At 67.6% G+C, this 24,869-nt stretch carries 31 protein-coding genes; 13 read left to right on the top strand and 18 right to left on the bottom strand.

The features are described from left to right. Positions 1-2 precede the first annotated feature (2 nt). From D9C15_RS27715 to D9C15_RS27700, 4 genes are read left to right on the top strand one after another with little or no spacing between them, the layout of a single operon-like run. Positions 3-386 carry a hypothetical protein gene (locus D9C15_RS27715; protein WP_128002251.1) on the top strand — a complete coding sequence of 128 codons (384 nt, stop codon included), beginning with the start codon at positions 3-5 and terminating at the stop codon, positions 384-386. Between the two features lie 10 nt (positions 387-396). Then, positions 397-1,284, top strand: coding sequence for a conjugal transfer protein TraF (traF, locus tag D9C15_RS27710; RefSeq protein WP_128002249.1), 888 nt, complete (start codon positions 397-399; stop codon positions 1,282-1,284). 8 nt (positions 1,285-1,292) lie between these two features. After that, positions 1,293-2,723 (top strand): conjugal transfer protein TraH, encoded by a 1,431-nt coding sequence (locus D9C15_RS27705; RefSeq protein WP_128002247.1) that lies wholly within the window; start codon positions 1,293-1,295, stop codon positions 2,721-2,723. Between the two features lie 28 nt (positions 2,724-2,751). Further along, positions 2,752-5,676: a conjugal transfer protein TraG N-terminal domain-containing protein gene (locus tag D9C15_RS27700; RefSeq protein ID WP_128002245.1), complete on the top strand. Its 2,925-nt coding sequence runs from the start codon at positions 2,752-2,754 to the stop codon at positions 5,674-5,676. Between the two features lie 16 nt (positions 5,677-5,692). On the opposite strand, the gene D9C15_RS27695 is transcribed toward D9C15_RS27700, so the two are convergent. Continuing rightward, positions 5,693-5,929: a hypothetical protein gene (locus D9C15_RS27695; RefSeq protein ID WP_128002243.1), complete on the bottom strand. Its 237-nt coding sequence runs from the start codon at positions 5,927-5,929 to the stop codon at positions 5,693-5,695. Between the two features lie 75 nt (positions 5,930-6,004). Between D9C15_RS27695 and D9C15_RS27690 the strand changes: the two genes are divergently transcribed. From D9C15_RS27690 to D9C15_RS27680, 3 genes are all read left to right on the top strand, one after another. Next, positions 6,005-6,601: a hypothetical protein gene (locus D9C15_RS27690; protein WP_128002241.1), complete on the top strand. Its 597-nt coding sequence runs from the start codon at positions 6,005-6,007 to the stop codon at positions 6,599-6,601. Between the two features lie 152 nt (positions 6,602-6,753). Continuing rightward, positions 6,754-7,794, top strand: a complete 1,041-nt coding sequence (locus tag D9C15_RS27685; RefSeq protein WP_128002239.1) for a S49 family peptidase — start codon at positions 6,754-6,756, stop codon at positions 7,792-7,794. A 10-nt stretch (positions 7,795-7,804) separates the two neighbouring features. Beyond that, complete coding sequence (locus D9C15_RS27680; RefSeq protein ID WP_128002237.1) at positions 7,805-8,113, top strand: hypothetical protein; 309 nt, start codon at positions 7,805-7,807, stop codon at positions 8,111-8,113. Here the strand turns inward: D9C15_RS27680 and D9C15_RS27675 are convergent. Genes D9C15_RS27675 through D9C15_RS27660 form a run of 4 tightly spaced genes read right to left on the bottom strand, consistent with a single transcriptional unit; the run spans position 8,106 to position 10,453 of the window. Next, complete coding sequence (locus D9C15_RS27675) at positions 8,106-8,642, bottom strand: PD-(D/E)XK nuclease family protein (protein WP_128002235.1); 537 nt, start codon at positions 8,640-8,642, stop codon at positions 8,106-8,108. The genes D9C15_RS27680 and D9C15_RS27675 overlap by 8 nt on opposite strands. Before the next feature lie 17 nt (positions 8,643-8,659). Then, positions 8,660-9,127, bottom strand: coding sequence for a CFI-box extended C-terminal domain-containing protein (locus D9C15_RS27670; protein ID WP_128002233.1), 468 nt, complete (start codon positions 9,125-9,127; stop codon positions 8,660-8,662). Then, complete coding sequence (locus D9C15_RS27665) at positions 9,087-9,398, bottom strand: hypothetical protein (RefSeq protein ID WP_128002231.1); 312 nt, start codon at positions 9,396-9,398, stop codon at positions 9,087-9,089. The genes D9C15_RS27670 and D9C15_RS27665 overlap by 41 nt, the downstream gene beginning before the upstream one ends. A gap of 11 nt (positions 9,399-9,409) precedes the next feature. Continuing rightward, complete coding sequence (locus D9C15_RS27660; RefSeq protein ID WP_128002229.1) at positions 9,410-10,453, bottom strand: PRTRC system protein D; 1,044 nt, start codon at positions 10,451-10,453, stop codon at positions 9,410-9,412. Between the two features lie 1,137 nt (positions 10,454-11,590). Between D9C15_RS27660 and D9C15_RS27655 the strand changes: the two genes are divergently transcribed. The 4 genes from D9C15_RS27655 to D9C15_RS27640 are packed head-to-tail and all read left to right on the top strand — an operon-like array spanning position 11,591 to position 15,010. Then, positions 11,591-12,742: an integrase domain-containing protein gene (locus D9C15_RS27655; RefSeq protein WP_128002227.1), complete on the top strand. Its 1,152-nt coding sequence runs from the start codon at positions 11,591-11,593 to the stop codon at positions 12,740-12,742. Between the two features lie 15 nt (positions 12,743-12,757). Beyond that, the gene (locus tag D9C15_RS27650; protein ID WP_128002225.1) at positions 12,758-13,387 is read left to right on the top strand and encodes a restriction endonuclease; all 630 of its coding nucleotides are present in this window, start codon (positions 12,758-12,760) and stop codon (positions 13,385-13,387) included. Further along, a complete protein-coding gene (locus tag D9C15_RS27645) occupies positions 13,377-14,267 on the top strand; it encodes a hypothetical protein (RefSeq protein WP_128002223.1) in 891 nt (296 codons plus the stop codon). Before D9C15_RS27650 ends, D9C15_RS27645 begins: the two co-directional genes overlap by 11 nt. Next, complete coding sequence (locus tag D9C15_RS27640) at positions 14,267-15,010, top strand: helicase associated domain-containing protein (RefSeq protein ID WP_128002221.1); 744 nt, start codon at positions 14,267-14,269, stop codon at positions 15,008-15,010. Before D9C15_RS27645 ends, D9C15_RS27640 begins: the two co-directional genes overlap by 1 nt. A 45-nt stretch (positions 15,011-15,055) precedes the next feature. Here D9C15_RS27640 and D9C15_RS27635 read toward each other — a convergent pair whose 3' ends face one another. From D9C15_RS27635 to D9C15_RS27575, 13 genes are all read right to left on the bottom strand, one after another. Then, positions 15,056-15,388, bottom strand: coding sequence for a hypothetical protein (locus D9C15_RS27635; RefSeq protein ID WP_128002219.1), 333 nt, complete (start codon positions 15,386-15,388; stop codon positions 15,056-15,058). 62 nt (positions 15,389-15,450) lie between these two features. Next, entirely contained in the window at positions 15,451-15,795 is a 345-nt protein-coding gene (locus D9C15_RS27630; RefSeq protein WP_128002218.1) for a hypothetical protein, read from the bottom strand. A 23-nt stretch (positions 15,796-15,818) separates the two neighbouring features. Further along, complete coding sequence (locus D9C15_RS27625) at positions 15,819-16,286, bottom strand: hypothetical protein (protein ID WP_128002216.1); 468 nt, start codon at positions 16,284-16,286, stop codon at positions 15,819-15,821. Positions 16,287-16,354: 68 nt separating this feature from the next. Then, on the bottom strand, positions 16,355-18,283 hold the full coding sequence (locus D9C15_RS27620; RefSeq protein WP_128002214.1) for a MerR family transcriptional regulator: 1,929 nt from the start codon (positions 18,281-18,283) through the stop codon (positions 16,355-16,357). After that, complete coding sequence (locus D9C15_RS27615) at positions 18,280-19,230, bottom strand: ATP-binding protein (RefSeq protein WP_128002212.1); 951 nt, start codon at positions 19,228-19,230, stop codon at positions 18,280-18,282. Before D9C15_RS27615 ends, D9C15_RS27620 begins: the two co-directional genes overlap by 4 nt. A gap of 5 nt (positions 19,231-19,235) precedes the next feature. Beyond that, complete coding sequence (locus tag D9C15_RS27610) at positions 19,236-19,781, bottom strand: hypothetical protein (RefSeq protein WP_128002210.1); 546 nt, start codon at positions 19,779-19,781, stop codon at positions 19,236-19,238. An 84-nt stretch (positions 19,782-19,865) separates the two neighbouring features. Next, positions 19,866-20,186, bottom strand: a complete 321-nt coding sequence (locus D9C15_RS27605; RefSeq protein WP_128002208.1) for a hypothetical protein — start codon at positions 20,184-20,186, stop codon at positions 19,866-19,868. 30 nt (positions 20,187-20,216) lie between these two features. Beyond that, entirely contained in the window at positions 20,217-20,417 is a 201-nt protein-coding gene (locus D9C15_RS27600; RefSeq protein ID WP_128002206.1) for a hypothetical protein, read from the bottom strand. After that, the gene (locus tag D9C15_RS27595; RefSeq protein ID WP_205854924.1) at positions 20,414-21,352 is read right to left on the bottom strand and encodes a DUF6685 family protein; all 939 of its coding nucleotides are present in this window, start codon (positions 21,350-21,352) and stop codon (positions 20,414-20,416) included. The genes D9C15_RS27600 and D9C15_RS27595 overlap by 4 nt, the downstream gene beginning before the upstream one ends. Then, positions 21,349-21,585: a hypothetical protein gene (locus D9C15_RS27590; protein WP_128002204.1), complete on the bottom strand. Its 237-nt coding sequence runs from the start codon at positions 21,583-21,585 to the stop codon at positions 21,349-21,351. The genes D9C15_RS27595 and D9C15_RS27590 overlap by 4 nt, the downstream gene beginning before the upstream one ends. Positions 21,586-21,636: 51 nt before the next feature. Further along, positions 21,637-22,101, bottom strand: coding sequence for a hypothetical protein (locus D9C15_RS34220; protein WP_240668619.1), 465 nt, complete (start codon positions 22,099-22,101; stop codon positions 21,637-21,639). Then, positions 22,089-22,400 carry a hypothetical protein gene (locus D9C15_RS27580; RefSeq protein ID WP_128002202.1) on the bottom strand — a complete coding sequence of 104 codons (312 nt, stop codon included), beginning with the start codon at positions 22,398-22,400 and terminating at the stop codon, positions 22,089-22,091. Before D9C15_RS27580 ends, D9C15_RS34220 begins: the two co-directional genes overlap by 13 nt. A gap of 145 nt (positions 22,401-22,545) precedes the next feature. Next, on the bottom strand, positions 22,546-23,427 hold the full coding sequence (locus D9C15_RS27575; protein ID WP_164886877.1) for a PD-(D/E)XK nuclease-like domain-containing protein: 882 nt from the start codon (positions 23,425-23,427) through the stop codon (positions 22,546-22,548). A 271-nt stretch (positions 23,428-23,698) separates the two neighbouring features. Between D9C15_RS27575 and D9C15_RS27570 the strand changes: the two genes are divergently transcribed. Further along, entirely contained in the window at positions 23,699-24,358 is a 660-nt protein-coding gene (locus tag D9C15_RS27570) for a hypothetical protein (RefSeq protein WP_128002199.1), read from the top strand. 26 nt (positions 24,359-24,384) lie between these two features. Beyond that, the gene (locus tag D9C15_RS27565; RefSeq protein WP_128002197.1) at positions 24,385-24,732 is read left to right on the top strand and encodes a hypothetical protein; all 348 of its coding nucleotides are present in this window, start codon (positions 24,385-24,387) and stop codon (positions 24,730-24,732) included. Positions 24,733-24,869 lie beyond the last annotated feature (137 nt).

Raw genomic sequence — 24,869 nt, 5'->3', positions numbered from 1 at the left:
CCATGAAGCGCCCTCTCGTCGTTCCAGCTCTCGCCCTCGCGGCGGCAGCGAGCGTCCACGCTCAATCCAGTGACGCCGGCCGCGTCCCGGTCGCGGACGTGCGCGTGCTCATGGCCGCTGCCATCGACTCCAACGACGGCACCGCGCGCGGGATCCTCGCCGGAAAGGACGCTGAGAACATCACCCGGTTCTTCCAGGCCACGGGCCCCATCCTGATCGACGTCACCACGGTCAAGCGCTATGCCGAGGCGGGCTGCAGTCGCCTGCGCGTTGCGTTCAGCCAGGACGGTGTCCACGCGTCCGAGAAGGCTGCCCCTACCCGCAAGGCCGTTGCCTTCGGCATCAACATCTGCCGCGACGGCAAGCCCCCGAAGTCCCTCTCGTGAGGATCTGATCATGCGAACGCTGCTTGTCCGCCTTGCCCTCCTGGTCGGCCTGGTCGCTCCGGCCTTCGGCCAGACATCACCCGATGCGCCCGCAGCGGCCGTCGCCTCTGCCGCATCGACCGCGCCCCGGTATCTCTTCTGGGATGACTTCCGCCGCGGATGGCACTTCTACGAGGACCCGGAGGTCGAGGTTCAGCCCGCGCCGGCGCCTCCGCCCAAGCCCATCCCACAGAAGCCCGAGGCGAAGCGCCGCGACACGCGAGCTCCCGAGCTGATCGAGTTCGAGCAGTTGCAGAAGCGCCTCGAGGAGTACCGCAACATCGCGATCATCCGCCCCACCGAAGACAACGTGCGCCGGTACATGCAGCTGGAGGCGCAGGTGGTGCGCCAGGCCAGCTACTTCTCCGACGTCGCCCAGCGCGTCGCGTGGGCCACCCCCGACCTCGACATGACCTTGCAGGGGCGTCCCGTCAACTCGCGCGCCATCGAGGTCTTCGACCGCGAGCAAACCACGTCCCGCGTGCAGTCCCTGGCCGACCTGTCGCGCTCGCACGTGCTGTTCTTCTTCTTCCGCTCGGACTGCCCCTACTGCCACGCGTTCGCGCCCACGTTGGAAGCCTTCCAGGCGCGCTACGGGATCCAGATCGTGCCCGTCAGCGTCGACGGCAAGGGCCTGCCCAACTTCCCGAACTTCCGCCGCGACAACGGCATTGCCCGAACGCTGCAGGTGACGCAGGTTCCCGCCGTCTACCTGGCCGAGCCCTTCACCGGAAAGATCACACCCATTGGCTTCGGTGTGCTCAGCGAGTCCCAGCTCCTCGAGCGCATCGCTACGGTGGCTTCGCCTGGCGCAGAGGCCTACGCCCCGTCCGTCACGCGCCGCGTCAACCTGCAATAGGAGGCCCTATGTCCGTTCGATCCATCTTCGGCAGGCTGATTGCGCTCGTCACGGCCTACTCGATCGCCTTCGCTGCGCCCCTTGCCTACGCCGCCGACCTCAACGGCGAGGTGAACAACATGTTCAACAGCCTCGGCGCCATCGGCAACTACACCGCACCCGGCGCGTTCAAGGGCCAGACCTTCAACACCTACACGGGCGGCAACCTCTACCTGCGGTCCCCGAACAAGACCTACCAGCTCGCAGCCATCCAGTTCCCGTCGGCCAAGGGCGGCTGCGGCGGAATCGACCTCTTCGGTGGATCGTTCTCGCACATTTCGGCCACCGAGTTCCGCAACATGCTGCGAAACATCACGGCCGCGCTGCCAGGCATCGCGTTCCAGCTGGCGCTCGAGGCGGTCTCCCCTCTGCTGGGTGGCCTGACGAAGTGGGCGAAGGGCCTCGAGACTTGGATCAACAACTCTCGCATCAACTCGTGCGAGACGGCGACCGCTCTTGTCGCCTCCGCGGCTGAGGCTGTCGGCTATGACTCCCAGCGGGCGTGCGCCAAGCTCGCGATGCAGATGGGCCTGGAAACCGACATCGACTCAGCGATGCGGCGGTGCGCTTCCGACAGCGCATCGATCCTTGCGTCGGCTCGCACCAGCGGCGACCCCAACCTGGTCGCGCAGGCGCCGTTCGTCGGCAACTTCACTTGGCAAGCGCTGAAGTCGATCGACACGCTCGATGATCCTGCGCGAGAGCTCGTCATGAGCATCGTGGGCGCAGTGATCTTCCAGCCCGAGTCTGCGAATCGAGACCCTGAGTACATCGGCCCGAGCATCACCACAGTCGCGCAGCTGCTCTATGGGCAATCCGATGCGGGCGGGGGCAACGTCAATCTCCAAGTTCTTCGTTGCAACAACTACACCGACTGCGATGTGGTGACCCGTTCCAACACCTATGTGCACGAGCCGCTCACCAAGAAGGTGTCGGACATCATGCAGCTCATCTCGGACAACATCCGCACTCGGACCGCCATTCCGAACAACTCGGCCGCCGTCGGCTTCGTGAACAGCACGAGCATCCCGGTGTGGCGGATGCTGGCCATCGGCAACACGATCCCTGGTTCCGGCCTGGCCGAGATGATGATCGGCAACTACCGCGAGGTCGTGGCGGCGGACTACGCGTTCACCTTCCTCAACCAGTTCGCCAACGTCGCCGTCTCGGCGCTCACGAAGCGCTATCGCCTCACGCCACGGCAGACCGAACTGGCTCAACTTCAGCGAAGCGACGTTCAGAAGTTCATGAGCCAGCTGCAACAAGAACAGGCCACCATGTACAAGAAGGTCACGGCAGTCTCGACCGTGGCAACCGACCTCGAGCGGCTGGAGCGAAACATCCGCTCGAACCTCTCGAATCATGCGCTGGACATGCTCGGCTACGCGTCGCTGAAGTAGCCCTCAAGAACGAGCTGGAGAACACGCCATGTGGGAGATCTTCGCCTACCACAACTCCGAGGCACTCGCGGGGATCTTCAACGCGATTGCCGCGATCATGGCCTCAGGCACCTACCTGAGCGCGGTGGCGGCCGTGGCCTTCTGCGGCTTCGTCGCCGCGATGGTGGCCTACATGTTCCAGCCGGAGAAGCTTCAGGGCTGGAAGTGGATCGGATCCGTCGTCCTGATCTATGGCGTGCTGTTCGTGCCGCGCGTGACCGTTGCCGTTGTCGACAAGACGGGCGGCACGCCGAACCGCATCATCGCCAACGTGCCCTTCGGAATGGCGGCTCTCGGCGGTCTCACGAGTTCGATCGGCAACTCGATCACCGAGCTCTTCGAGACCGCCTTTCAGACCTTGCCGGGTCCGGGCGCGCTTCCCCCGGAGCTGGCGTATCAGCAGAACGGGCTGATGTTCGGCAGCAGGCTGATTCAAGAGTTGCGGCGCACCTCGCTGCCTGATCCCGGTGTCCGAACCGACCTCATCAACTTCGTCAACAACTGCACCGCTTTCGACATCGCCGACGGGACCATCTCGCCGACTGCCTTCTCGGAGTCATCTGATCTGTGGTCGATGATGGCCTTCACCAATCCCGCCCGGTTCAGCACTATCACGAGCGCCGCTGGTGTGACCACCAACACGTGCGATGCGGTCTACGCGTCGATCGGCGCGCGGATCCCTGCGCAGGTCAACACGTTGACCCAGCGACTCTCGTCGCGTCTGAACCCTTCGCTCACCAGTCTCGCGGCACAAGCCGCGTTCGTGAACCAAGTTCCCCAGGCCTTTATCCGCTCTCAGATCTCGAGCGCGGCGTCGACGGCCGCCGACATCATCCGCCAGAACGCCCTCATCAACGCGATCAACGACGCTGGCGAGCTCGGTTGTCAGAAGATCAACGACCCGTCCTGCATGATGATGGCCACTGGCCGCGCTTCGGCCGTCGCTTCCCAGAACGCGGCGTGGATCAATGGCGCAAAGATCGCAGAGCAGGCTCTGCCGGTCGTCCGTAATGTCGCCGAGTCGATGTGCTACGCGGTCTTCCCTCTCGTGGTTCTCTTGCTGTTTCTCTCCAGCGGCAGAACCACGCTGATGATCATCTCCGGCTATGCCATTGCGCTGATCTCGATTCAGCTCTGGCCGCCGCTCTTCGCGATCCTCAACTACATGGCCACGCTGTACGCGCAGATCGACCAGGCCGCGGCCGCGGAGATCGGCGGTGGGGTGAAGGCGCTCTCTCTGCAGACCGCGTCGCCCATCTACTCCAATGCCGTCTCCGCGCAGGCTGTCGTGTCCTACCTGATCATCGGCATTCCGATGCTGGCGTACTCGCTCGCGAACCGGCTGGTCAACTTCGGGTCCGCGGTCATGGGAGGCTTGCAGGGCCTGTCGTCATCGTCGCTTTCCGGGAGCGCATCTGCCGCTGCCGCAATCGGCAACAGCAATCTCGGCAACGTGACGATGGATCAACGGAACGTGACTCCGACGAGTTCGAATCCGTATGTCACCAGGGAGCAGGACGATTTCGCGAATTGGAAGACGCACGACAACCACGGTCGCACCGCCATTTCGTTGCTGAAGAACGAAGGAATCACGGCGCAGGTTGTGACGGCTCGCGTGACCCAGGACGACGTCGAGGCTGCGAGCAAGACCGCCTCCGCGGCCAAAGGCGAGGTCATCAGCGCAGGTACGACGCAGGCTGCGTCGCTGAGGGAGGGTATGGACAAAGTGCGGCAGCGGGTGAATGCCGCTCGGTCCAATGCCGGCCAAGGTCTCGCAGGTTACGAAGAGGTGGGAAGGAGCTTCGATCAGTTCTGGTCCGAGGCCAATCGAATCTCGAAGGCCACCGGCGTCGACGCGGGGCAAGTGGCTGACACGATGCTCCGGTTTTCCATGATGCCGGAGGCGTTCGGCATGGGCGGCGGCGTCGCAGTCGGGAAGCGCTACAACGTCTCCGTTTCCGATACCGACAGCAAGGTTCTTGACCACGCCAACCAAGACACCGGCAAGGTGTCCAAGTCCTTTGGTGACAAGTTGACCCACGACCGAAGCTTCCTCAACACGCTTTCTTCAGAAGGCAAGGCCGGATCTTCCCTCGCGTCGGACTTGTCCACTGCTGGGCAACGGAGCGACGTGGCCGAACGCCGCTATGCAGAGGCGGTTTCTCGGTTGCAGGAGGTCCGCCAGGCCTATCAGCTCGGCTACGGCTATTCGCGAGATCTCGCAGCCGACCCGGTCAACTCGTCAGCTGTGCTCGAGAGCGAGCGCGTTGCTGCTCAGTTCCGTGGCAGCCCGCAGGCCTTGGCTGCGCACATGGCATCGCACCTTGGAAACTTCTCCACGAACCCGGCGCGCCCGACGACGGGCGCCGGTCTTCCCAGTGGCTTCTCCGACGTGCAGGAAACGTTCCTACGCCAGTCCAAGGACTCGGAAGTCAACCCCGACCTCTATTCCCTCAAGGCAGCCAACGACGGGAAGATCCGCTCCCAGCGACTGGGAGAGCCGGGAGCGCCGCCGAGCCCCTCGTCGCCGGGCCTGGCGCCCATGCCAGGGTCGCCCGGCCCTCTGCCGGGCGCTGATGGTCGAACTCCCCAACAGTTTCGCGATCACGTCACTGAGCGCGGCGATGCGCATCACAAGAACAACGACGATTGGATCGGTGGCTTTGAAAAGCGCCAGCATCTCAAGCGAGACAGCAATGGGCACCTGATCGTCGACTACAGCCTGGTTGGCCGGTCCGGCGCAATGTTCGGCGCCGATGTCTACGACACCGCCGCGCAAGCCGAGGCAGCTGTGAGGAAGGCCACTACGACGAAGGCGCCTGACGGCACGAGCCCGCGGGAGCAAGCCATCAAGGCGACCCCAGAAGTGCCGAACATGCTACCGAAGGGTCGAAGCCGACCCCGAGGCAACTAGCGAGGGCCGGAATCTTCTACCGGTCCCGCAATGGGGTGTCGTGGGTGCCACGCCAGAGGGGTATGTCCTCTCGCGCTAGCTTGCGGCCGGACGATCCACCCTTCTTGGCCGCGCCCATCCAACTCGCGATGGCCCAGGTCAGCACGAAGAAGAAGATGCCGGCGCCGATCGCGGTACCAACCGTGCGACCGTCCGCAACGGCAATCACGCCTTGCGCCAAGGCGACAGCGCCAGCTGCGATCAATGGTTTCATGGCATCAAGCTTCAATCGATCCTGAGAATGCTCGGTAGTTATACTACTTCAGTCGTTTAGTCAAGGGCCCAGTCGATGAACCTGCGCGCAGCAACCGTTCTGGCCTTCTTGGTCATGTCTTTCGCTCAAGCGGCGCACGCGGTGGCCTTGCGTCTCAACAAGGCGACGGATGACTCCGTGTGCGATCTTACGCACGACACCAACTACGTTCTTGGACAGAGGACCCTCGTCCCCGCTGTCGCTTCGAGCAAGGATCAGATCGATGCCTTCTTCCGGCTCGCGGGCGAATTCGTTGCAACCAAGTGCCGCAACGGTCAGATCCTGATGCTGCAGGGCTCATCGTCGAGTAACACCGATGTCCGGTCATTGACTGCTGTGGCGGAGGCATCCTGTGCCGTCGCCTCGATCACGCGGACCGAAACAAGCATTCCATTCGGAGATCGCGCACTTCCCGCCTTTGACCTTCGCTGCACAATCCTGAAGCATGACGAACTCGTCTCCAGACTGAACGAGCTCGAGAAGACCGATCCGATGGAGAGCCTGAAAAGCCGCATGTTCGAGGCGGTGAAGAGGGCCGAAGGATCCGCTCCCTCCGGTCCGAACGGAGTCGCCAAGAAGGATTGCGGCAAGGTGACGTTGGGCACCCTGTTCGGCGGCGGCAGCTGCAAGTAGCTCTCGCGCCACTGGCTCGCACCAGCAGCATCTTCGTCGCAAGTCGACCGGAACTTTCGGGGGGTCGTAGCGCCCGCCTTTCCGTTGGCGGTCCACGCACCTCGCGATCTATTGTCTTGGCCTCAGCGTAGGCCTCATGCAAGGAGATCGCGATGTCCACCACCGCCCCAACCGAGCCGCCCGAGCTCACCCCAAGCGCACCACCCCGATCTTCTGACCAGGCCGGTTATCCCGGTGTCGTTCTCGAGGTTCTTCGCGAGATGCGCGAACAGCGCAATGCGTTCGAGCGGTCGGCCGACCTCGCCGCCAAGGAGCGTAAGTCCGAGCGGCGCTGGCGCACCTTCTTCCAGGCGATGTTCTTCGGCGCGCCGGTGGTCCTCGGCATCCTGTACTTCCTCTTCTTCCTCAACACGGCCGGCTTCCGCTGGGGCCCCTTCGGCAACGTGGTCGGCGTGGTTCGCATCGAAGGTGCGATCGGATCGAGCGAACGCGCCTCAGCCGAGAACATCATCCCGGTGCTCGAGAAGGCCTTCAGCAACCCGAACGTGAAGGGCGTGGTGCTTCACATCGACAGCCCTGGGGGAGCGCCCGTGGAAGCAGAGCGCATCTCGACCGCGATCAACACGCTGAAGGCCAAGCACAAGAAGGAAGTCGTGGCCGTCATCAACAACATCGGTGCCAGCGCCGCCTACATGATCGCGCTGAACGCCGACAAGATCATCGCGGCCAAGTACTCGTTCGTCGGCTCCATCGGCGCCATCATGGCGCCCTGGCAGCTGGACAAGGCGATCGCCAAGGTCGACGTCGCGCAGCGGGTCTATGCATCCGGCAAGCTGAAGGCGTTTCTCAATCCCTTCACCCCGGTTAGCCCGGAGGTGGATCGCAAGGCCCAACAGCTCGTCGACCAGATGGGCGGCTTCTTCTTGGCCGAGGTGAAAGCCAAGCGCGCCGCCCAGCTGAAGTCGGGCGTCGACGTCGGCACCGGCGAAGTCTGGCCCGGGCCCGAAGCGAAGGAACTGGGCCTCATCGATGGCGTGGCCACCGTCGACGACTACGTCTCCACGCACTGGGGCATGAAGACCTACGACTACGGCCCGAATCCGGAAGGGTCACCCTTCCTCGCACGTTCGCTGCAGGACGCGCTTGCCGGCGTGATCAAGCGCATGACGATGAGCACGCCGACGATCCAGTAGCATCGTCGCCGTGAGCGAAAGCCCAGTTCGAGCTCCTCGCTGGGCTGTTCCCGCCCTCGCGTCCTACCTCGTCGCCAGGTCCGACCGGCACTACCTGCGTCGCTTGGATGCGGCCGCCTTCGCTGACATCGCCAAGGCCTGCGACCGCTTCCTGATCTGGACCACCACGGCACTGTTCGCGCTCGCCGCCACCCTCATCCCGTGGGGCGCAGGCGCCGTCATGCTCATCGTGGCATCGGTCTGGGGAATGGTCGTTCTGCTCGCCGTCGGCCGCCCGGTCGGGCTCGAGCGGCGCCGCCGACGGCGCCTGGTCAGCTGAGCCGCCCCGGCTCACCGAACGTGCGCAGGCAGGTCGCGCGTTGGCCGCACTTCTCGCAGGCCTTCGGCCTGGCCGCCGGCGCCGGCGTGCGGCCGCGGCCGCTGCGGACCTCGAGCAGCCGCCGGCGCATCGCCAGGATCTCCTGTTCCTCGAACAGATCGACCCGGATCGGCCGCGGCGTCCCCTGGCCACCCTTCTGAACCGCCACGTAGGCTACCGGCGACACGTGCTCGCCGGTCTCTTCCTCGAGCACGATGCGCTGGACCGACAGTTCGATGGCATCGGAAGCGTGTGCTGCGTAGTAGTCGCGGGTCTTGAGTTCGACCAGGTGCAGCACACCGCCGCCGCGGTAGGCCCGATCCAAGCGCGCGACGAGGCCGTGCCGCTTCGACTCGAAGCGCTTCTCCGAGTACGCGAGCTCGGCGCCACGGATCTCACGCGGCAGCCAAGGCTCTTCGTAGCTCGCGCCGCGGCTCTTGATCTGCAGGTACAGCGCCGCGAAGACGATCAGCGCCAGTACCAGCGCCACTCCGGTTGCGGTATCGCTCATTGCACCAGTCTCCTTTCCACGAGACGCGCGGCGGCGCGCGCTGCGGCCGTCACAAGCGTTCTGACGATGGCCAACGCCACCGGCCGTGACTGCAGCGCCCGGCAAAGCGCCGGTGACAGCCGGTAGTAGGCACCGATGCACCACCGCCCCACATCGGATCTGCGCAGGTAGAGATCGCGGAACGCCCTCAGCGCGCGGGTCTCTTCGCATTCGCCCAGCGCCAGCGTGGCCACGAAGCACTTGCCCTTGGTCTGGCTTGCGCGCGCGACCTCGAGGCTGTCCTTGTAGAACTGGGCATGAGCCTGGTTGCCGCGCTCTTGCGCGGCCGCTTGAGCCTGCGAACGCTTCGGGCCGTGCTGCCAGTCCAAGTGCACGACGCGCTCGCAGTAGCCCAGCTGCGCCAGGTCGCTGGCGCTCACCAGTTCACGTCGCAGGGGTTCCGACCCCTGGTTCTTCGATTCCATCGCTTCCTCCAAGATCGCTGAGCCATTCGCCGATGGGTGGAGCGTCGCCGATCTCGACCAGTTGTGCGGTCCCGTCCGCGGTCGGCCCTGCCGTCGGCGAGGCACCCAACTGCACGCCGTTTCGCTCAAGCAGCCACCCGAAGTAGGCCAGCCGCGCCATCAGGCTCGCCCGCTGCTTGTTCGCCGTCATGTCCCTCAGCTCTCGAAAGAAGATCGGGAACTCCTGGGCACGAATGGTGACTTGGACCACCAGCCTCTCGTCTCTGTTCATGGCTGCTTCCTTCAGGCCTCGACCATCGCGACGTTTCCAGCCTTCCCCTGGTCTCCGAAGAGATTTTGGTTCTCGCGCACGTACTGTTCGCCGATCAGTTGGAACCCACGGACGTTGGCGTACAGAGGGTCGGCGACCCCGCTGATCTTGATGCCGGGGAACTTGCGCTTGACCGCACCCTGGAAGAGGTGTGCCCCGCCACCGACGAGCACGATGTGTTCGAGATCGTCGCTCGACCCGATGCGCTGTTGGATCTCGGTGACCGCCTGGTCGGCTATCTTCTGGATCATGCTGTCGAACTTCGAGAGGTCGAAGCTCTGCTGGTAGGCGCGCAGCGGCTTCTTGGTCCTGAGCGCTTCGTCGACCGCCTCCAGGTTGCGGAAGTCCTGTTTCACCTCTGCCGCGATCGCGGCGGCGATCTTGGTGAGCATGTCGTTGACGCCTCGGTTCACCGAGTGGCTCATCTTGCCGATGACGCGGTTGTTGCGTGTCACCAGCCAGTCGAAGGTCCGCGAGCCAGCGTCGATCAGCAGATTCCTGCCCTGCTTCTTGTCCGAGGCCCCGGTGCTGCCGAAAGTCGCGTACAGCGCGCCCTGCGGTTGAGCCACCACGAGCACCCTTCGCACTTCAACCTTCTTGCGCTTGCCTACCTCGAACGTTCCGGTCATCGCCTTCTCGAGTTCAGCGCGCCGCGCGGAGAACTGCGCGACCGGCAGGCCCAGCACCAGCAGATCCACGTGCTCGACCTTCATGAGGTGCAACGCGCCCGCCATGAAGGCCCGGTACTCCGGGGTCTTCATGTAATCGTCGTGGTAGTTCCGGCCGATGAAACCATCGGCGGCCAGCACCACCTCCGGCCCAACTTCGTACCAGAGACCGCCCACCGGCACGCACACCGTCTTGCGATTGCCGCCAAGCGGCTCGCCGGTGCTGTCGTGCACGCTGTCGAACGCGATCGATGGGAAGTGGGCGCAGTCGACCTTGCCCCCGCTCGACGCTTTCACGTACTTCGTGTTGCCAAAGCCCACGTCGATTGCCCTGACGATCGTTGCCATGTGCGCTTGCTCCTGTTGAAGGCCTTTGATGACCCGAAGCATCGCGACGAAATCCGATCCGCGCCAACGGAAAGGCGGGTGCTACGACCCCCGAAAAGTGCCGCTCGCGCCTTCCCATGTCGTGCTCTCGTGCCACGAGAGCACGACATCACGTGCCGCGCGGCCCGTTCCTTCGTCTAAGACTTCGACGAGAGCACGACGTCGCCCATCAGAACGCCGGCCGCATGCCGGCTCAGTCGGAGTCGATCTCGGATTCGGGTGCATCGTCTTCGAGCAAACACGCTCGCCGTACACAGCTAGACGGGGGCAAGGGTTGAAGTCAACCCCGCGCAGACTCGCCACTTTCAATTCGCTCACAGGCGAATCACTGCTAGACCAATTTCCATTCGTCAACACCGCGCACTTGACAGCCGCGCCGCCGATGGGTTCAACTCGCGCCTGAGCTTGTGCTGCCTGCCACAGCTCTCTTTGCAAGCAGGCCGGGAATGTGGTGCCCGCAAGCCACCGTTCGCAGTCGTGACCTGCACTTCAATCCCCGGCTCTTCAAGAGCCCTGCCGCGCCCAGCGCGGTGCCGCCTTTGATCCCCATCTCCGATCCGTCAAGCGGATTCGTCTGAACAGCTTCTGCGCGCGCCTGCGCGGCAGTTGCCCCCTTGCGTGCGGCCTTCGAGCTGCGCGCGGCTACACCGTTGTCAATGTCGCCAACCCCTTGAGGGTTAGCCGTCGCCTCAGCCCCTATGAGGTCATGCGACCGGCTTCAAGACCTTGACCCCGCGACGCTCCGTTGGCAGGAGCGATCTTCCGGCGGGAGCCACGGTACCCACGAACTTCCCTGATGAGCCTCGGCATGGACCGGGCTCGGCGCTGCGCATCCGAAGAGGTGCGCGGGCCAGGAGGCTTGCCGGCGTGGAAACACACCGCCAGGTCTTGGGACTGGATTTTTTTAACGACCGCCTGGTTGCGCGCGAGCGCGGCCGAAACGACGGAAGCGACGCGCTGCGCACGAGGGTCGGCAGCGCGTTGGTCGATGACCCTCGACCTGTGCGCGTGGCCTTGGACGCCCATGCGCGCTGGAGATCTGCGTCCGCCCTCTGTGACTCGGCCGAAGTGGCTCGCCGGCCGTCATTGGAGACTCACATGTCGCTCGACAAGGAGACCTGTTCGTTCAAGGCTGGTGGCTACCACCGGCGGCCGCCCACTGGCGCGGCCACCGACCCCCAGACCATCATCGCCAACGCCCCCAAGGGCACCCGGGACTGGAAGCGCGTCCTGGACGCAGTCCTGCGCGTGCACAACAAGCAGCACGCGAAGCTGATCAAGGTGGTGGCCGACAAGACCACGCTCGACCGCGAGCGCTTCTACTTCAAGTTCTGGGATGACCTGCGCTTCAACACCCGCTTCGCCGACGCCGACCCGCGCTACCTGACCAACCGCCAGGTGCTGGCGGTGACGCGCCTGTGGGCCGACCGTGGCCTGTCGGTGGCCACCGTCCACAACTACCTCAGCTTCCTGCGCACCTACGCCGCCTGGATCGGCCGGCCCGGGCTCGTGCGCGACGTCGCGCACTACTTCGGCGAGGACTCGCACTACATCCACCGCGACCGCTCCGCGCGCGCCGACCGCAGCTGGATCGCCAAGTGCGTGGACGTCGAGGCCAAGATCGCCGACGTGCGGGCGCACGACCCGTGGGTCGGCCTGCAGCTGGAGATCTGCTACCGCTTCGGGCTGCGCGCCAAGGAAGCGCGGCACTTCCGGCCGCACGAGGCGGTGAAGTCGCGCGAAGAGGCGAACCCTCGCGACACGGTGCACTTCCCCGGCTGCGAGCGCTTCCTGCGCGTGCACCGCGGCACCAAGGGTGGCCGCCCGCGCGACATTCCCCTGCAGACGCCTGAGCAGGTCGAGCTCATCGACCGGCTGCTCAAGATCGTCGCCAAGGGCAACTACGTCGGCGAGCCCGGCCGGACCGCGGCGCAGAACGCCAACCGCTTCTACAACACCCTGCGGCGCTTCGGCATCACGAAGGCTGCTCTGGGCGTGACGGCGCACGGGCTGCGCCACCAGCACGCCAACGACCGCTACGAGGAACTCACCGGCGAGCCGTCGCCCGTGCGCGGCGGCCAGAGCGAGGCGGACAACAAGCGCAGCGCGCGCCTCGCGATCGCTCACGAGCTCGGCCACGGCCGTCCCGAGGTGAGCAACGCGTACCTCGGCCCCAGCCTCGCCCACACCCGCGCCCGGCAGCTCGCCCCAGCGGACCAAGCGGCGCCCGAACCCACGGCCGCGGCCTGACCGGGGAGACACGACATGAGCCACGCACTCCGCTCCTTCGCGCCGCCTTCCTTCCGCAGCGCCAGCCAGCCCGCCCACGCGCCGCGTGCGCCGGCACCGCGGTTCCCGCGCCTGGCCAGCCTGGTCAGCCGCGCGCTCAACACCGTCCGCCTGCTCGACCGGCCCTCCCACCTGCGGCGCATCGCGCGCTCGCGCCGCATCCTCGCCACCTTGGCGCGCTTCCGCGGCGAGGGCGCCGGCGCGCGCGCTTTCGCCTACCTGCGCACCGTGGACCCGCACGTCTTCGAGGAAGTGGTACTCAGCGGCATCGAGTCGGCCGGCTACATCGTTCTGCGCAACCGTCGCTACACCGGCGACGGTGGGATCGACGGCCGCGTCGTGGTCCCGGGCACGCTCGGCCGCACGTGGGCGGTCCAGATCAAGCGCTACCGCGCGTCGGTGAACCCGAGCCATGTCGGCGAGTTCGAGCGAGCGATCCGCGAGCGCGGGCACGCCGGCGGCCTGTTCGTCCACTGCGGCCGCACCGGCCCGCTGACCCGGCTGGCGCTCTACGGCACGTCGGTCGAGCTCGTGAGCGGCTCGGCGCTGCTCAACCTGCTGCTCCGCTGCCGCGCTTCGACCTTCGGAGGACAGCATGCCTACTGAGCCCGTACCGCTTCGAGAGCAAGGTTGCCATCCCGATTGGCGTTCTCTCAACGCCCGCCAGGCCGCGCGGTGCGCGGTTCACGGCGTGCCGGCAGGCGAGCTCGTGCGAATGCTGCGCCAGGTGAAGCCCTGCGTGGTCGGCCCGCGGGATTCGCCACTACGCTCCGTGCGGATCTTCCAGGACCGATCGGCCCTCACCATCGCCTCGGGCTACGGGCCGTTCGCCCTTGCTACCTCGACCCCGGCCGATCACCACGGACCGCGAATCGCCATCGCTGCCAACGCGCGCCAGCTGCTGCGCGAACTGCGCCGCGTGCCTCGCGATTGGCGACCGCTATTGCAGTGCGACGCCGACACCGTGAGCGTCATGCTCGGCCAGAGGCTCTGTGGCACGCTGCCTCTGACCGCTCAGAGCGATTGCCCGCCTTTGGCCGGTGAAGGCGCGACACCCTGCGACACGCTCGACATGACCGACGCCACCGATTGGTTTGAGGTTGCCGACGTGCTCCACGCCAAGCCGCCCAAGAAGCGTGTCGCGCAGCTGCTGGAGCCACCGCGCATCGAACTGAGCGCCACCAGCCTTCGCCTGCACGGTAGGCGGCTCGACCTGCGCATCGAGCACTCTGCCCATGCTTCTCTGGGCACGGCACAGGCTGTGTTGGCGTTCCCTGCGCGCATGAACATCCTCGTCGCTGCCGCCCGCGCGTATGTCGCTTCCGCGGGGCAAGTGGCCGTCATGACGCTGGAGGGCCGCGAGCGATTCGTGCGCTACGCCTTCGGGCGCTTGGCTCTGACGATCCAGACCACCGGCTCCTGCGTCGAGGACGCTGCACTGATGGCGGAGGGTGCCACGGAAGATGACGATGAGGAGGACGACTGATGCGCGGCCCGTTCAAGGAAGCCGGCCGCAGCGCGACGCCGCGCCGCTCGCTCACCCACCGCGCGCTGCTCGACCTGGGGCGCAGGCTCGAAGAGCTGGAGGCCTACCGCGCGGCGCACGGTACCTACAACGTCCCGCGCGCCGGCGAGCACGCCGAGCTCGGCGACTGGCTGGACAAGCTTCGCGAGACCTACGCCAAGCGGCCGGACGGGCATCGCATCCGCTGCGTCGTCGAGCACGCGCCGGCGCTTCACGCCTACCTGATGGCCTGGCACGCCACGCGGCTGCCGCGCGCGGCGTGCCGAGCCGTTCCCTTCTGGATTTCGGCGTGCTGGGCCTTCGACTTCATGCGCGCCCATGCCCGGGCGCCCTCGCAGGCGTCCAGCGACATGAGCGAGGTGGCGCAGGCGCGGTGGCTGTCCCGGTGGGCGAACCCTACCGCCGTGGATCAACTGGCGCGCCGGCCGTTCCGCAAGACCGTCGCCGAAGAGCTCAGCGCCATTGCGCACCACCTCCGCAGCGCGCCGCCTTCCAGCCCGGGCATGGTGCTGCCGCCGGAACTGGCCCTGCAGTTTCTGCAGTCGTACGACACGCTGGCGGCGCTGGCCAGCGAGGAAGTCCAGCCGTGCGCGACCTCGCCTTACGTTCCGACGCGCGCCGTGCTGCCCGCGATCCTGTCCCGCCGCGCACGGTTCTGGCCCAGCTGGTCCGAATGGATGGCGCTCGCAGAACGCGAACCGTGAGCGCGGTGCCGCCGCTACTTGCTTCGCTTCCTGGCTGGCTCCTGGTCAGGCCGCGTTGTCGAACCGGCGGCCCGTGATCCGGTGGGCCCAGTCCCGGCCGCTGTCGTAGCTCTCCATCAGCGCGGCGCCGAGGTTGAGCGTGAAGTCGCGGCGGAACTCCAGCGCGCCCAGGGCGAAAGCCCAAGCCGGCGCGAGGCGCAGCGCCAGCCGGGCGATCCACAGCGCCGGCAGCCGCGGCGTGACGTGGTGCTGGTCCTCGACGTCGAACAGCGCATAGGGCGCGCCGCGCCACAGCCGCGGATCGCTGTCGAGTTCGCCGCCGGCGGTGGTGCCGTCGATCACCAGGGTGCTGCAGGGAAAGGTTCGGGCGTAGGGCACTGCTCGCGCCATATCTTGCTCCAGAGGTTTGGGACACCATGGTCCTGCGCCCCAGGGCGGGTTCAAGCCTGCCGCGGCAGGCCTTCAGCCTCGCGTTGGTCGCGCAGCCAGATCCCCCGCGCGTACGAGGCGTCGACGGCGTAATCGGCCTCTCGCGCGAACTGCGCCACCAGCCGCTCGACGTCCGCCGCGGCAGCCGCCTTCGGCAGCAGCACGCCCGTCGACATGATGTTGCGCCCCTCGCTGTAGTACTGGCCGGACAGCGACTGATTGGGATCGTCGTCGCGGCTGCGCGAGAGGTAGACCTGCGCTTCCTTCGGCCCCACCGCCGTGGGGTAGACCTTGGTCGCGAGCGCCGTGCCGCCTTCGACCAGCACCCAGCCGTGCTGCCGCAGCAGCGCGCCCACGGCGTCCCGCCGCGCCGGGGCGCTCACGCGGCCTCCGCGAGGCTGTCGTCGTGCACGTGGCGCGCCAGTTGCTCGAGCAGCGCCCGCACCATGTCCTCGGGGCTGTGGCCGGCACCGAAGATCGCCAGTTCCTCGACCTTGCCGGGGTGCCGGTGCTGGATGAACAGGCGGATGCTCGCTTGCGTCGCGCCCTGCCGGGCCACCACGCTCAGGTGCAGCGACGCCGGCAGGAGCTTTGACCCCAGGTGCAGTTGCAGCCCGCTCTCCGTGGCCACGCTGCGCAGGTGCTCGGCGCGATCACCGAAGCTGACGGCAGCGCCGTAGTCGCCGCGCAGCTTGAGCGCCTGGACTTGCTCGTGGAACGGGGCGTAGGCGGCATGCAGCGCGGCCACGATGTCCGCAGCCTCGGCGAGCTCGCCGCCGCGCGCGGCCCGGTCGGCATTGCGCTGGGCTTGTTCGCGCGCCAGCAGCGATTGCAGGAGGGTGTTCATGAACCCATGATCCCCTGCAACCGGGCCCGGTCAACGCCCGGCGCAGCGCCTACCTCCGTTCTCGATCCTCAGCCCGCGTTCAGCCACGCCGGCGGCGCCGCCCGCTTGAACCGGCACGCCGACCAGTAGCGTGCCGCGCGCGCTCGCAGCGACTCGCGCCGGTAGCGCCAGCGACCGTTGACCTGCCGCCGCTCGACTTCGCCAGCGTCGCCCCATTTCATCAGCGTCGCCGGCGACACGCCGGCATCGGCGGTGGCCTCCCCCAGGCCGTACCAGCCCTCGGGCTCCAGGCGCTCGCCTTCGGCTCGGCCCAGCGCGCCGCGAAGCCGCGCCAGCATCGGCGGCGTCACGCGCGGCTCCTGCGAGCCCCACTTGTCGAGCGTGAGCCTGATCGTGCCGTCCTCGACCCGCGCGGCCACCCACGCGACCTCGACGCCGAGCTCTGCCGCCGCGTCGGTCAGCGACAGGCCGGTGGTGGACTGCAGCCGCTTGATGACCGTCTTGAGCGTCTCCAGCGGCACGCGCTCTCCGTCCTGGCGCCAGTGCGCGCCGGCCAGCAGTTCGCGCATGCGGCCCACCGACACGCCGGCCCGTGCGGCGGCATCCGGCAGCTCGAAGCCATCGCGCGCGCGGATCTCGCCGCACTGGTGGCGCAGCACGTAAACCTTGCCGCGCATCGAGCCGTCCGTGCCCACTTTCGAGCGCAGCCGGCCATCGGCCACCACCGCCTTCAACTCCTTGCGGGTGAAGAGGTAGCAGCGCACTGCGGTGTCCAGGGAGATCCACGACTTTGCGCCCTCGCCCGAGGGACAGCGCCGGGCGCGCCAGCGCGTGGCATCGGCGCGCGTCACGTAGGGCTTGCCGTCCACGATCCGCGCAGCGAGCACGCCGTTGTCGATCGCGCGCTTGACCATCGCCGCGGTCGTGTCGCAGTGGCGCGCGGTCTCGGCGAGCGTCATGCCCGGCGTCCACGGCCGGGTCAGGTGGCGCTTGGCGCCGTGGTCGAGCGGTGGGTAGCGGCGGACGTAGTCGTCGAAGTCCTTCGGCGCGCCGGCGCGGCCCCAGATCTTGCGGCACTCCGGGCAGTGCGCCGGATGCAGGCGCTGCTGCAGCAGCCGGAAGGTCGCGCGCAGGTTCGACGGTGTGGGCTTGCCGTACCAGGGCAGCGGCCGCCCGGCCCGTCGATCCGCGAGCAGTTGCTCGGCGACTTCCCGGCTGATGAACCAGGTGCCGCGCGAGCTCGACGGCACGCCGCCCTGCATCGGGAAGCACCGCACCGCGCTCGGGATGTAGCCCAGGCCGGCGTACTCGGGCAGCTTGTCCGTGCCCGGGCAGATGATCGGTTTGAGGGTCGAGAGTTGCACGTAGCCCTCCGGCGGCGCCGAGCGGCGCGTCTTCCAGGCCTGCCACTCGTCGCGCGGGATCACCAGCACGGAGCCGACCCTGCGCGGCTTGAGGTGCCCGTGCCTGACCGCTTCCTGCACGATGGTGCGCGAGCCGAGCTCGCGGCCCGCCTCGGCCACTGTGAGGCCGCCGACCACGTCGCGGGCTTGCAGGCCCAGCAGCGCAATCCGGCTCTGCACCGCGCTCGGCGTGCGGCAGGCCTGCGGGTCGCCCGTCAGCGCGCGCAGCCGCTCGCTGAGCAGCAGAGCGAGCTCGCGCACGCCGGTCTGGCCGACCTGCGCGGCCAGCAGCGCCAGCTCGGGCAACTGCCACTCGTAGCCGCCCGCCGCGCCGCGCTCTGGCACGGGCCAGTCGCCATCGGCCGGCGCCCGGCCATGCCAGAGCGTGAACAACTCGCTGAACGTGCGCTTCGGCGCGCCGCGCACGCACGCACCGCTGTTGCGCACGCGCTGGACCTCGCTTGCCTCGCGGCCCAGAACGGCAGCGAGTGCGCGCAGCGGCGCGCCATGCCCGTGCGCCAAGACGAAGGCGCGCCAGTCGGGCAGCACTCCGATCGAACCGGCTTCCGCACCGCGGTCCTCGCGCGCGCTCATCGTGCCCTCGCCTCGATCTCGTCACGCAGCGCGCTGCTGCCGGCCACCAGCTGCTGCGCCGTCAGTCCCGACAGCGCGCCCAGCACGCCGACCACGTCGTCCGTGAGGCGCTCCAAGGTGGCCAGCGGCAGTTCGCCCATCGCGCGCGCCCACTGGCTGTAGGTGGCAGGCAGGACCCGCTTGGGCGGCGCCGCCTTCGTGGCCACCGGCTGCAGAGCCGCGGCCATCGGCATGCGGACCTTCTCGACGCCGCGCCGGCTGAACATCACGAACTCGCCGGGCGCCAGCGCCTGCAGGTCGGAGAACTCGATCTGCGTGCCGCGGAACTGCGGCGCCAGCGAGGCCCAGACGGTGGGATCTTCCTGGCAGCCCACCAGCGTCAGGTTCTTGTTCGCGAAGATCGAACGATGAAGGGTGCCGGTGTAGCGCAGCGCAGTGATGAACAGGTCGAGCGCGCGCTTGCGGCCGCGTTCGCAGATCGTGTTGATGATGTCGGCCGCCTCGCCGATGCCTTCGCTGCGCCGGCGCGGGTGGCTGAACAGCTGGCCCTCGTCGGCCACGCACAGGATCGGCTTGCGCATGGCGTCGGCAACCTCGAGGATGGCGTTGCCGTAGGGCACGAACTCGCTCGCGTCGAGGGCGCGGACCACCAGGATCTTCTCGCGCCGTGCGCGCAGGCGCTTGGTCAGGTCGGCCGGGCTCTTCACCGCGTCGCCGTACAGCGATTCGAGTTCGCTCTCGGGGTCGATGAGCACCGACACCCAGCCTTGCTCGCTCAGTTGCTCGGCGACGAGCAGCCCCGCGTTGGTCTTGCCCATCCCGCGCGGGCCCACCGCCAGGCCGAGCAGCCCGGTCGTTGCGTACGGGGCGAGCGACAGCGGTTCGCCGCCGAGGTTGAGCGTCGCTTCGGCCAGTTCCGGCCGGTTGATGACCTGGTGCTTGTTCATGTTGATCATCCTCCCAGGACAACGTCCTTGAGCAAGAGGACCTGCTTGGGCGCGAGCTGGAAGACGACGGCGAAGGCGTTGATCACCGAGTCGTCGATCCGGTCGAGGATGCCCTGGCGTCGCGCGTTGGCGAGGAACTTGCGCGTCGCGGCCCAGTCGTTCGGGCCCAGCGTGCCCGCGCCCGACCAGCCCGAGACGGTCGCGTGCAGCTGCTCCAGCGTGTACGGTGCCGCGTCCGGGCCCAGGTCGGCCATCAGCCGCTCGTTGAGTATGGCCAGCAGCTGAGGCAGTGGCATCACGGCATGCACGCGCTGGATCAGCGACAGCTCGGCGGCCGTGAAGGCCCGCGCCGGCGCCGCCGCACCGCCGGCGCTCGCCGGCGGGGTCTGGCCGAGCCGCCGAGCCTCGGGGCGCCGATCGCAGGCCGCGCAGACGCCGCGCGCGGCATCGTCGCCCTGGGCAGCGTTGAGCTTGCAGCCGCAGATGCGGCACTTGAGGGCAGCGCCCTGAGGATGCGCGCCGGGAAGGTGGGAAAGTTCGCTGTGACCCATGAAGGCTCCCGTCATGTTGACAGTGGCCTTCAGCATCCCGCGCAAGCCGCCGGTTTCAAGGCCGCGGTGCGGCCGGGTTTGCGATCAGCGCGCCACGGTGCAGCGCCACACCTGGCCGAACTCGCTGATGCGGTCGCCTTCGCTGCTGAGCTCGACGCCGGTGATGGTCAGGGTGTCGTCCTCGACGCGGATCACGCGCGCGTCGAACAAGGGCAGCAGCGCGTCCTGGCGCTGGCTCTGCACGCCGATCCGCTTGTACAGGCGCGCCACGCGCAGCGGCCGCTTGAAGCTCAGCCCTGAGCCGCTGTCGTCACCGAGCTCGAGCTCGCCGCGCACGGCCGGCTGCAGCTCGCCCTTGCGCAGCCGCATGCCCTTGTCGCGCAGGAGAACGACGTCGACCAGCATGACGAGTTCGAGAGGATCGCCGCCGGCCGCTCAAGGCCTGGGCCTCGGGGCGACGCGCTGGCTGGCGGCATCCTGGCCACCGCGAACCATGCGCCACGCGCCGCGCTTGGTGGTGTGGACGCCGCCGGACCACGCGACGCAGTCGTAGGCCGCGTTGCGCGGCGACATGTTGGCGATGAAGACCGCCCGTCGCAACGCGGACAGCTGGATGGTCGCGAGCCCTGTGCTCATGGGCTCGTTCTCGCGAGAGACGCCTGGCGGTCGATGAGGCCGGCCAGGTGCGCGCCGAGATCCTCGAAGCCGGCGCCGCGCAGTTCGTCCGCGACGCGCCGCGACCGCCCCACGCTCTTGGGCAGCAGGACGGCCCGCGCGCCGCGGTCGCGCGGCCGCGGCAGGGGATGCCACAGCCAAGTCGCCCTGTAGGCTTCCATCGCATCGGTGAACGCGTTCCAGGCGAAGGGCTCTTCCCCGACTACGAACATGTCGAACTCGCCCCTCAGCGACGCCAGCGCCGCGGCGTTGAGCGAATGGGTGTGCAACGGGGCCTTGAGCGGGATGCGCACGCCCAGCCGGCTGGCTATGTACTTGGCCGCAGCCAGGTGGTGTGAGCCGCCGCCGTTGACGAGGAAGACCCTACCGTCCCACTCGCGTCGAACGAAGTGATCCGAGCTGTCCGAGTCGTGGAGGATACGAATCTCGCTGTGCGCCAGGTTGGCCTGCAGCCTCTCGTGTGAGATTTCGGCGATGAGCTCGGGGCTGTTTCGCTCCACCATCTGATCGGTGGTCGCGAAGTCTTCCAGACGCGACTTGGAGGAAGAGAACCCGTGCACTTGCGACAGGTCGCAAAGCCATTCCGCGCTGACCCGCTCCACTCCCAGTGCGGCGTACTCCGAACGCTGCGCGCGAAAGGACTCGTAGCGGCCGTTCTCGCCGGCGCGCCAGCCCTGCAGATCGCCCTGCTCGCGGCGCGGCCAGCTCGTCGGTGCGTGGTCTCCGAGTTCCTCCCAGCGCGTCACGCTGTACAGCGCGATCGAAGCGGGGTCGGCCGCAATCTTGGCGATGAGCCTGGGATGGTCGCGCAGCGCGCGCAGCAGGCTTGCCGGATGGCCCAGGTCCTCGCGGATGCCGTCCAGGGCTTTCTGGAAGAACGACACGGCCTCGGTCAACCGTCGGGCTTGCCGAACAGCGACACGATTGGCGTCAGCACCACGCTCAGGCAGACCACGACGAACCAGCCGTGATCGAGGAAGGAAGCCTTGTCGAAGAACACCCACGCGAAGAACATCGCGCCCAGCATGGCCGACAGCATCACCAACAATGAATGACGGTTGAGCATGTCAGCCTCCGGCGTCGAGTTCGAGGCCGAGGCGATCGGCAGCCATTGCTTGCCCGACGACATCCGACGCTGGGAACGGCTGGCCAATCGTTCGGACCCAACGCGCGATCGAGTTCAACATCCTGCTGGCTCCCCAGATTTCGCGCCCATCATAAGGGCGGCCTCGCCGTGCGCAACTTGATCGGCGCGCCGCTTCATCGCCCGGGCCCACTGTCGTGCATCGGCGCCCTCGGGTTGCTGCCCCTCAGGCAGCAACCGCCGCGCGCCGTCGAGCAGCAGTTCCACATCGAGTCTGGCCCGCTCGAGATCCAGCAGCAGCCGACCCACGTCGGTGTCCGCCTTCTCGTGCCGCTCGGGCTTGCGCGTCAGCGCATGCGCCACGTGCCGCGCGTAGGTGGACACCGCGCGCCAATACGCCGCGGCGAATCCCTTGCGGCGGCTCCAGGACTTTTCGGCCTCGCTGTTCGCCTGCACACGCAGCTCGCGCATCACCTTCGCGATGCGCAGGCGATCAGCGGTGGGCAGCTCGAGTAGCGCACGACCCGCCGGCAGCCTCAGCAACGGATTCAGGTAGCCCATGCGAGACCTCCATGCGCGCTCGCGACCGGCGCCTGTGTCACCTCGATCACCGCCGTGCGCGGGATGCGCAATGTGGACATGCCATCGCCGAAGAAGCTCGTGGCGACCTCGACGCCATCGGTTCTCACCTCGGTGACGTAGGGCCGAAAACCCGTGGCGTCCAGGATCGATTCGAGCGTGCGACTCAGGCGCACGCCTTCCATCGACAACTGGCCACACCAGGCATCCTTTGGCAGCGACATGCGCGCGGCGTTCGCGTCGATGCGGACGCGGCAGCCCGGCGCCAGCACCAGGTTCAAGCAATTCACGCGATCTCCTTTCAACGACTCATCCGATGGCGGGTTCTTCCGGCTCAGGGCTGCAGTCCCGTCGCACCAGCCGAGCAGGCTGATTCGCGCCGCCATCGGATGAGCGCTCCGACACAAGGGCTCGCGCCCCTGTGGCCTACGCCCACGGCGGAAGGTCGATGTCCTCCCACTCGCCGTCCGCCTGCAGCATGGGGAAGTGACCGCGCGCCCGGCACTCGGCGAGCCGGCGCAGTGCACGCCGGAAGTCGCTCCTGCCCCGTTCGAGAAGCCGCTGCGTGGCGCGGTACACCGCCACCGTGTTCGGGCGCCCCTTCTCGCATGCGACGAAGGCCCATTCGGGCTCCTCGCCCGTGATCTGGAAGACGGCTTCGCAGTACATCGCAGCCGACAGTGCGTAGCCCAGGCGGCCGCAGGCCTTGCGGAAGCCGTCGAAGGTCACGTCCTCGGCCGACTTGACGTCCACGAGCTGGCGCGGGCTCGCCCACCAGTCGATCTTCACCTTGCACTTCACGCCCGTCTCTTCGTCGAGCCACACGAGCGCGACCTCGGCCTCGCCCTGTGCGAACAGTTCGCGCGCGCGGCGGTGCGCCATCGCGTTGTCGATGATCCGCTCGATGGGCTCCTTCCAGGCCACCGGGTACACGGTCCGGCCCGCCGCCTCAACGAGGCACTCGGCGTAGCGCTGCTTGCCCACCTTCGTCGCCCGGTTGAGCTTCGGCATGGGGAAGAAGCGCGACTCGAAGCTGTCCGGTTCCAGCAGCCGACCGTGCAGCACCGAGCCGAACAGCAGCGCCTCGCTCGATTCCTCGGGCTCGTTGAGGCCGCTGAGGAAGTGCGCCGGGCTGATCAGCATGCGCTTGAGCTGCGTCGACGACACGGCGCTGCGATCGCCGTGGTAATCCTCGTTGCTCATGCCCCGCGTCACGCCGAAGGGCACGTCGGGGATCTCGCGCGCCGGTACGGCGGGGGCTTCACAGCCCTCCATCACCTCGAGTTCGTCATCGTGCAGATCGCTCATCGCGTGCTCCATCTCTTTGATTGCCACGCGTTCACGATACGAGGCGACCTCGCCCCTTCAAGGGTGCCGGCGACCGCCAGAGTCATCCACAATTCTTGTGGACAACCTGTGCTGACGTTCGCGCAAGTCCTTGTCAGCCGCCAGCCAAGTCTGTTTGCCCAAAAACTGGGCGACCGGAGGTTTCAGGGGGTCGCAGCACCGGCCTTTCCGTTGGACGGCTCAACGCTCGGCCCGGCATAGTGGCCCTTCGACCTTCGACAGGAGCCCGTGCGTGAACTCGTTGCTGGAACGCCTCAAGCGCGGGCTTCGCGATCTTGGCCAGACGGCTCGCGACCACGCGCGCACGCAGGTAGACCGCGCCGCGGATCGGCGCGACGGCGACGCGGCCCCCGAGCGCCGCAGCGAGACGGATGCGCCACCGGGCTCATCCAGCTCCGAGGCTGCGAACGCGAAACCGCAAGACGCCAAGCTGCCTGCTCAGCAGCCTGCACCCGCCGCAGCCTCCACGCGGCTCAAGAAGGCAGTCCTGTCGAAGGCTCGCCGTGGCGCGACACCGCGTCAGGCCGGCACGGTCTGGGGTGCCTCACCCGCTGCATCCACGACGGGCACGTCATGGCTCGGCGGCGCGTCGTCGCCCGAGCAGCCGACCGCGCTCTTGACCGGCGCCAACATCACCGCTGCGGCCGATCACGATCCGCAGACTTCGCCGAACGCCTCTCCCGCGACCTCGCACGGCGGCTTCTTCGGTGCGCCCGGCGCCCATCACGCCGCGCACCAAGAGCATTCGCTGTGGCACTCGCCGCCGGCGGCCGTCACCACCTTCGGCGGCGCGCAGCCGTCCGAACCAGCGCCGGCGTCGTCGCTGCTCGACGGCGCACCGGCCTTCGGCCGCGCTGACGACGCCGCGCCGCCGCCCGACCGCCTCTTCTAGTCCCTCAACCCACCAAGGAGCCTCCCATGAGAACCGTTCGCGTCGTCGCCGTCAGCCTGTTCGCTTCCGCCGCCATCATGGCCGGCCTGGCCGCCACCTTCTTCAAGGCTTGGATCGCGCTCAGCTCGGCGCACGCCTTCATCGCCGCGGCGCAGGCCATCGCTCCCGGCCTCGATGCGCAGACCGCGATGGGCATGACGGCCTTCGCCGTGCTGCTGCTGTCCTCGCTCGGCCTGGGCCTGATGTTCGGCGCTCTGGTCTACGAGCCGCTCGACGCCGCGCTGTCGCACTTCATCCTCCGCGCCGTGTTCAAGCTGTCCCCGCCGGCCAGCTCCGCCAGCGCGTCTGCCGCCAGCATCGCGGCGCGCCGCTAAGCCACCGGCACAATGGAACGGCGGTCAGCCGCCTCCCTCGCGGGCGAGAACATCAGGTCAGGGACAACATGCAGGAAGAAGGCTCTGTTGAATTTCGAGTGGGTCACCGGGCATGAGGGTTGACCGCGCGGAAGTCG

It is taken from the genome of Piscinibacter defluvii (assembly GCF_004011805.1).
Taxonomy (GTDB): Bacteria; Pseudomonadota; Gammaproteobacteria; order Burkholderiales; family Burkholderiaceae_C; genus Piscinibacter; species Piscinibacter defluvii.
This window is presented reverse-complemented; position numbering and strand designations above follow the sequence as displayed.

Coding starts and splice junctions, on each gene's coding strand:
- D9C15_RS27610 (WP_128002210.1), bottom strand. CDS start 19,781: ATGGGTCACAGCGAACTTTCCCACCTTCCCGGCGCGCATCCTCAGGGC.
- traF (WP_128002249.1), top strand. CDS start 397: ATGCGAACGCTGCTTGTCCGCCTTGCCCTCCTGGTCGGCCTGGTCGCT.
- D9C15_RS27645 (WP_128002223.1), top strand. CDS start 13,377: ATGCCTACTGAGCCCGTACCGCTTCGAGAGCAAGGTTGCCATCCCGAT.
- D9C15_RS27650 (WP_128002225.1), top strand. CDS start 12,758: ATGAGCCACGCACTCCGCTCCTTCGCGCCGCCTTCCTTCCGCAGCGCC.
- D9C15_RS27565 (WP_128002197.1), top strand. CDS start 24,385: ATGAGAACCGTTCGCGTCGTCGCCGTCAGCCTGTTCGCTTCCGCCGCC.
- D9C15_RS27605 (WP_128002208.1), bottom strand. CDS start 20,186: ATGCTGGTCGACGTCGTTCTCCTGCGCGACAAGGGCATGCGGCTGCGC.
- D9C15_RS27655 (WP_128002227.1), top strand. CDS start 11,591: ATGTCGCTCGACAAGGAGACCTGTTCGTTCAAGGCTGGTGGCTACCAC.
- D9C15_RS27670 (WP_128002233.1), bottom strand. CDS start 9,127: ATGGAATCGAAGAACCAGGGGTCGGAACCCCTGCGACGTGAACTGGTG.
- D9C15_RS27715 (WP_128002251.1), top strand. CDS start 3: ATGAAGCGCCCTCTCGTCGTTCCAGCTCTCGCCCTCGCGGCGGCAGCG.
- D9C15_RS27695 (WP_128002243.1), bottom strand. CDS start 5,929: ATGAAACCATTGATCGCAGCTGGCGCTGTCGCCTTGGCGCAAGGCGTG.
- D9C15_RS27575 (WP_164886877.1), bottom strand. CDS start 23,427: ATGAGCGATCTGCACGATGACGAACTCGAGGTGATGGAGGGCTGTGAA.
- D9C15_RS27640 (WP_128002221.1), top strand. CDS start 14,267: ATGCGCGGCCCGTTCAAGGAAGCCGGCCGCAGCGCGACGCCGCGCCGC.
- D9C15_RS27600 (WP_128002206.1), bottom strand. CDS start 20,417: ATGAGCACAGGGCTCGCGACCATCCAGCTGTCCGCGTTGCGACGGGCG.
- D9C15_RS27620 (WP_128002214.1), bottom strand. CDS start 18,283: ATGAGCGCGCGCGAGGACCGCGGTGCGGAAGCCGGTTCGATCGGAGTG.
- D9C15_RS27700 (WP_128002245.1), top strand. CDS start 2,752: ATGTGGGAGATCTTCGCCTACCACAACTCCGAGGCACTCGCGGGGATC.
- D9C15_RS27665 (WP_128002231.1), bottom strand. CDS start 9,398: ATGAACAGAGACGAGAGGCTGGTGGTCCAAGTCACCATTCGTGCCCAG.
- D9C15_RS27705 (WP_128002247.1), top strand. CDS start 1,293: ATGTCCGTTCGATCCATCTTCGGCAGGCTGATTGCGCTCGTCACGGCC.
- D9C15_RS27590 (WP_128002204.1), bottom strand. CDS start 21,585: ATGTCGTCGGGCAAGCAATGGCTGCCGATCGCCTCGGCCTCGAACTCG.
- D9C15_RS27660 (WP_128002229.1), bottom strand. CDS start 10,453: ATGGCAACGATCGTCAGGGCAATCGACGTGGGCTTTGGCAACACGAAG.
- D9C15_RS27625 (WP_128002216.1), bottom strand. CDS start 16,286: ATGAACACCCTCCTGCAATCGCTGCTGGCGCGCGAACAAGCCCAGCGC.
- D9C15_RS27615 (WP_128002212.1), bottom strand. CDS start 19,230: ATGAACAAGCACCAGGTCATCAACCGGCCGGAACTGGCCGAAGCGACG.
- D9C15_RS27685 (WP_128002239.1), top strand. CDS start 6,754: ATGTCCACCACCGCCCCAACCGAGCCGCCCGAGCTCACCCCAAGCGCA.
- D9C15_RS27690 (WP_128002241.1), top strand. CDS start 6,005: ATGAACCTGCGCGCAGCAACCGTTCTGGCCTTCTTGGTCATGTCTTTC.
- D9C15_RS34220 (WP_240668619.1), bottom strand. CDS start 22,101: ATGGGCTACCTGAATCCGTTGCTGAGGCTGCCGGCGGGTCGTGCGCTA.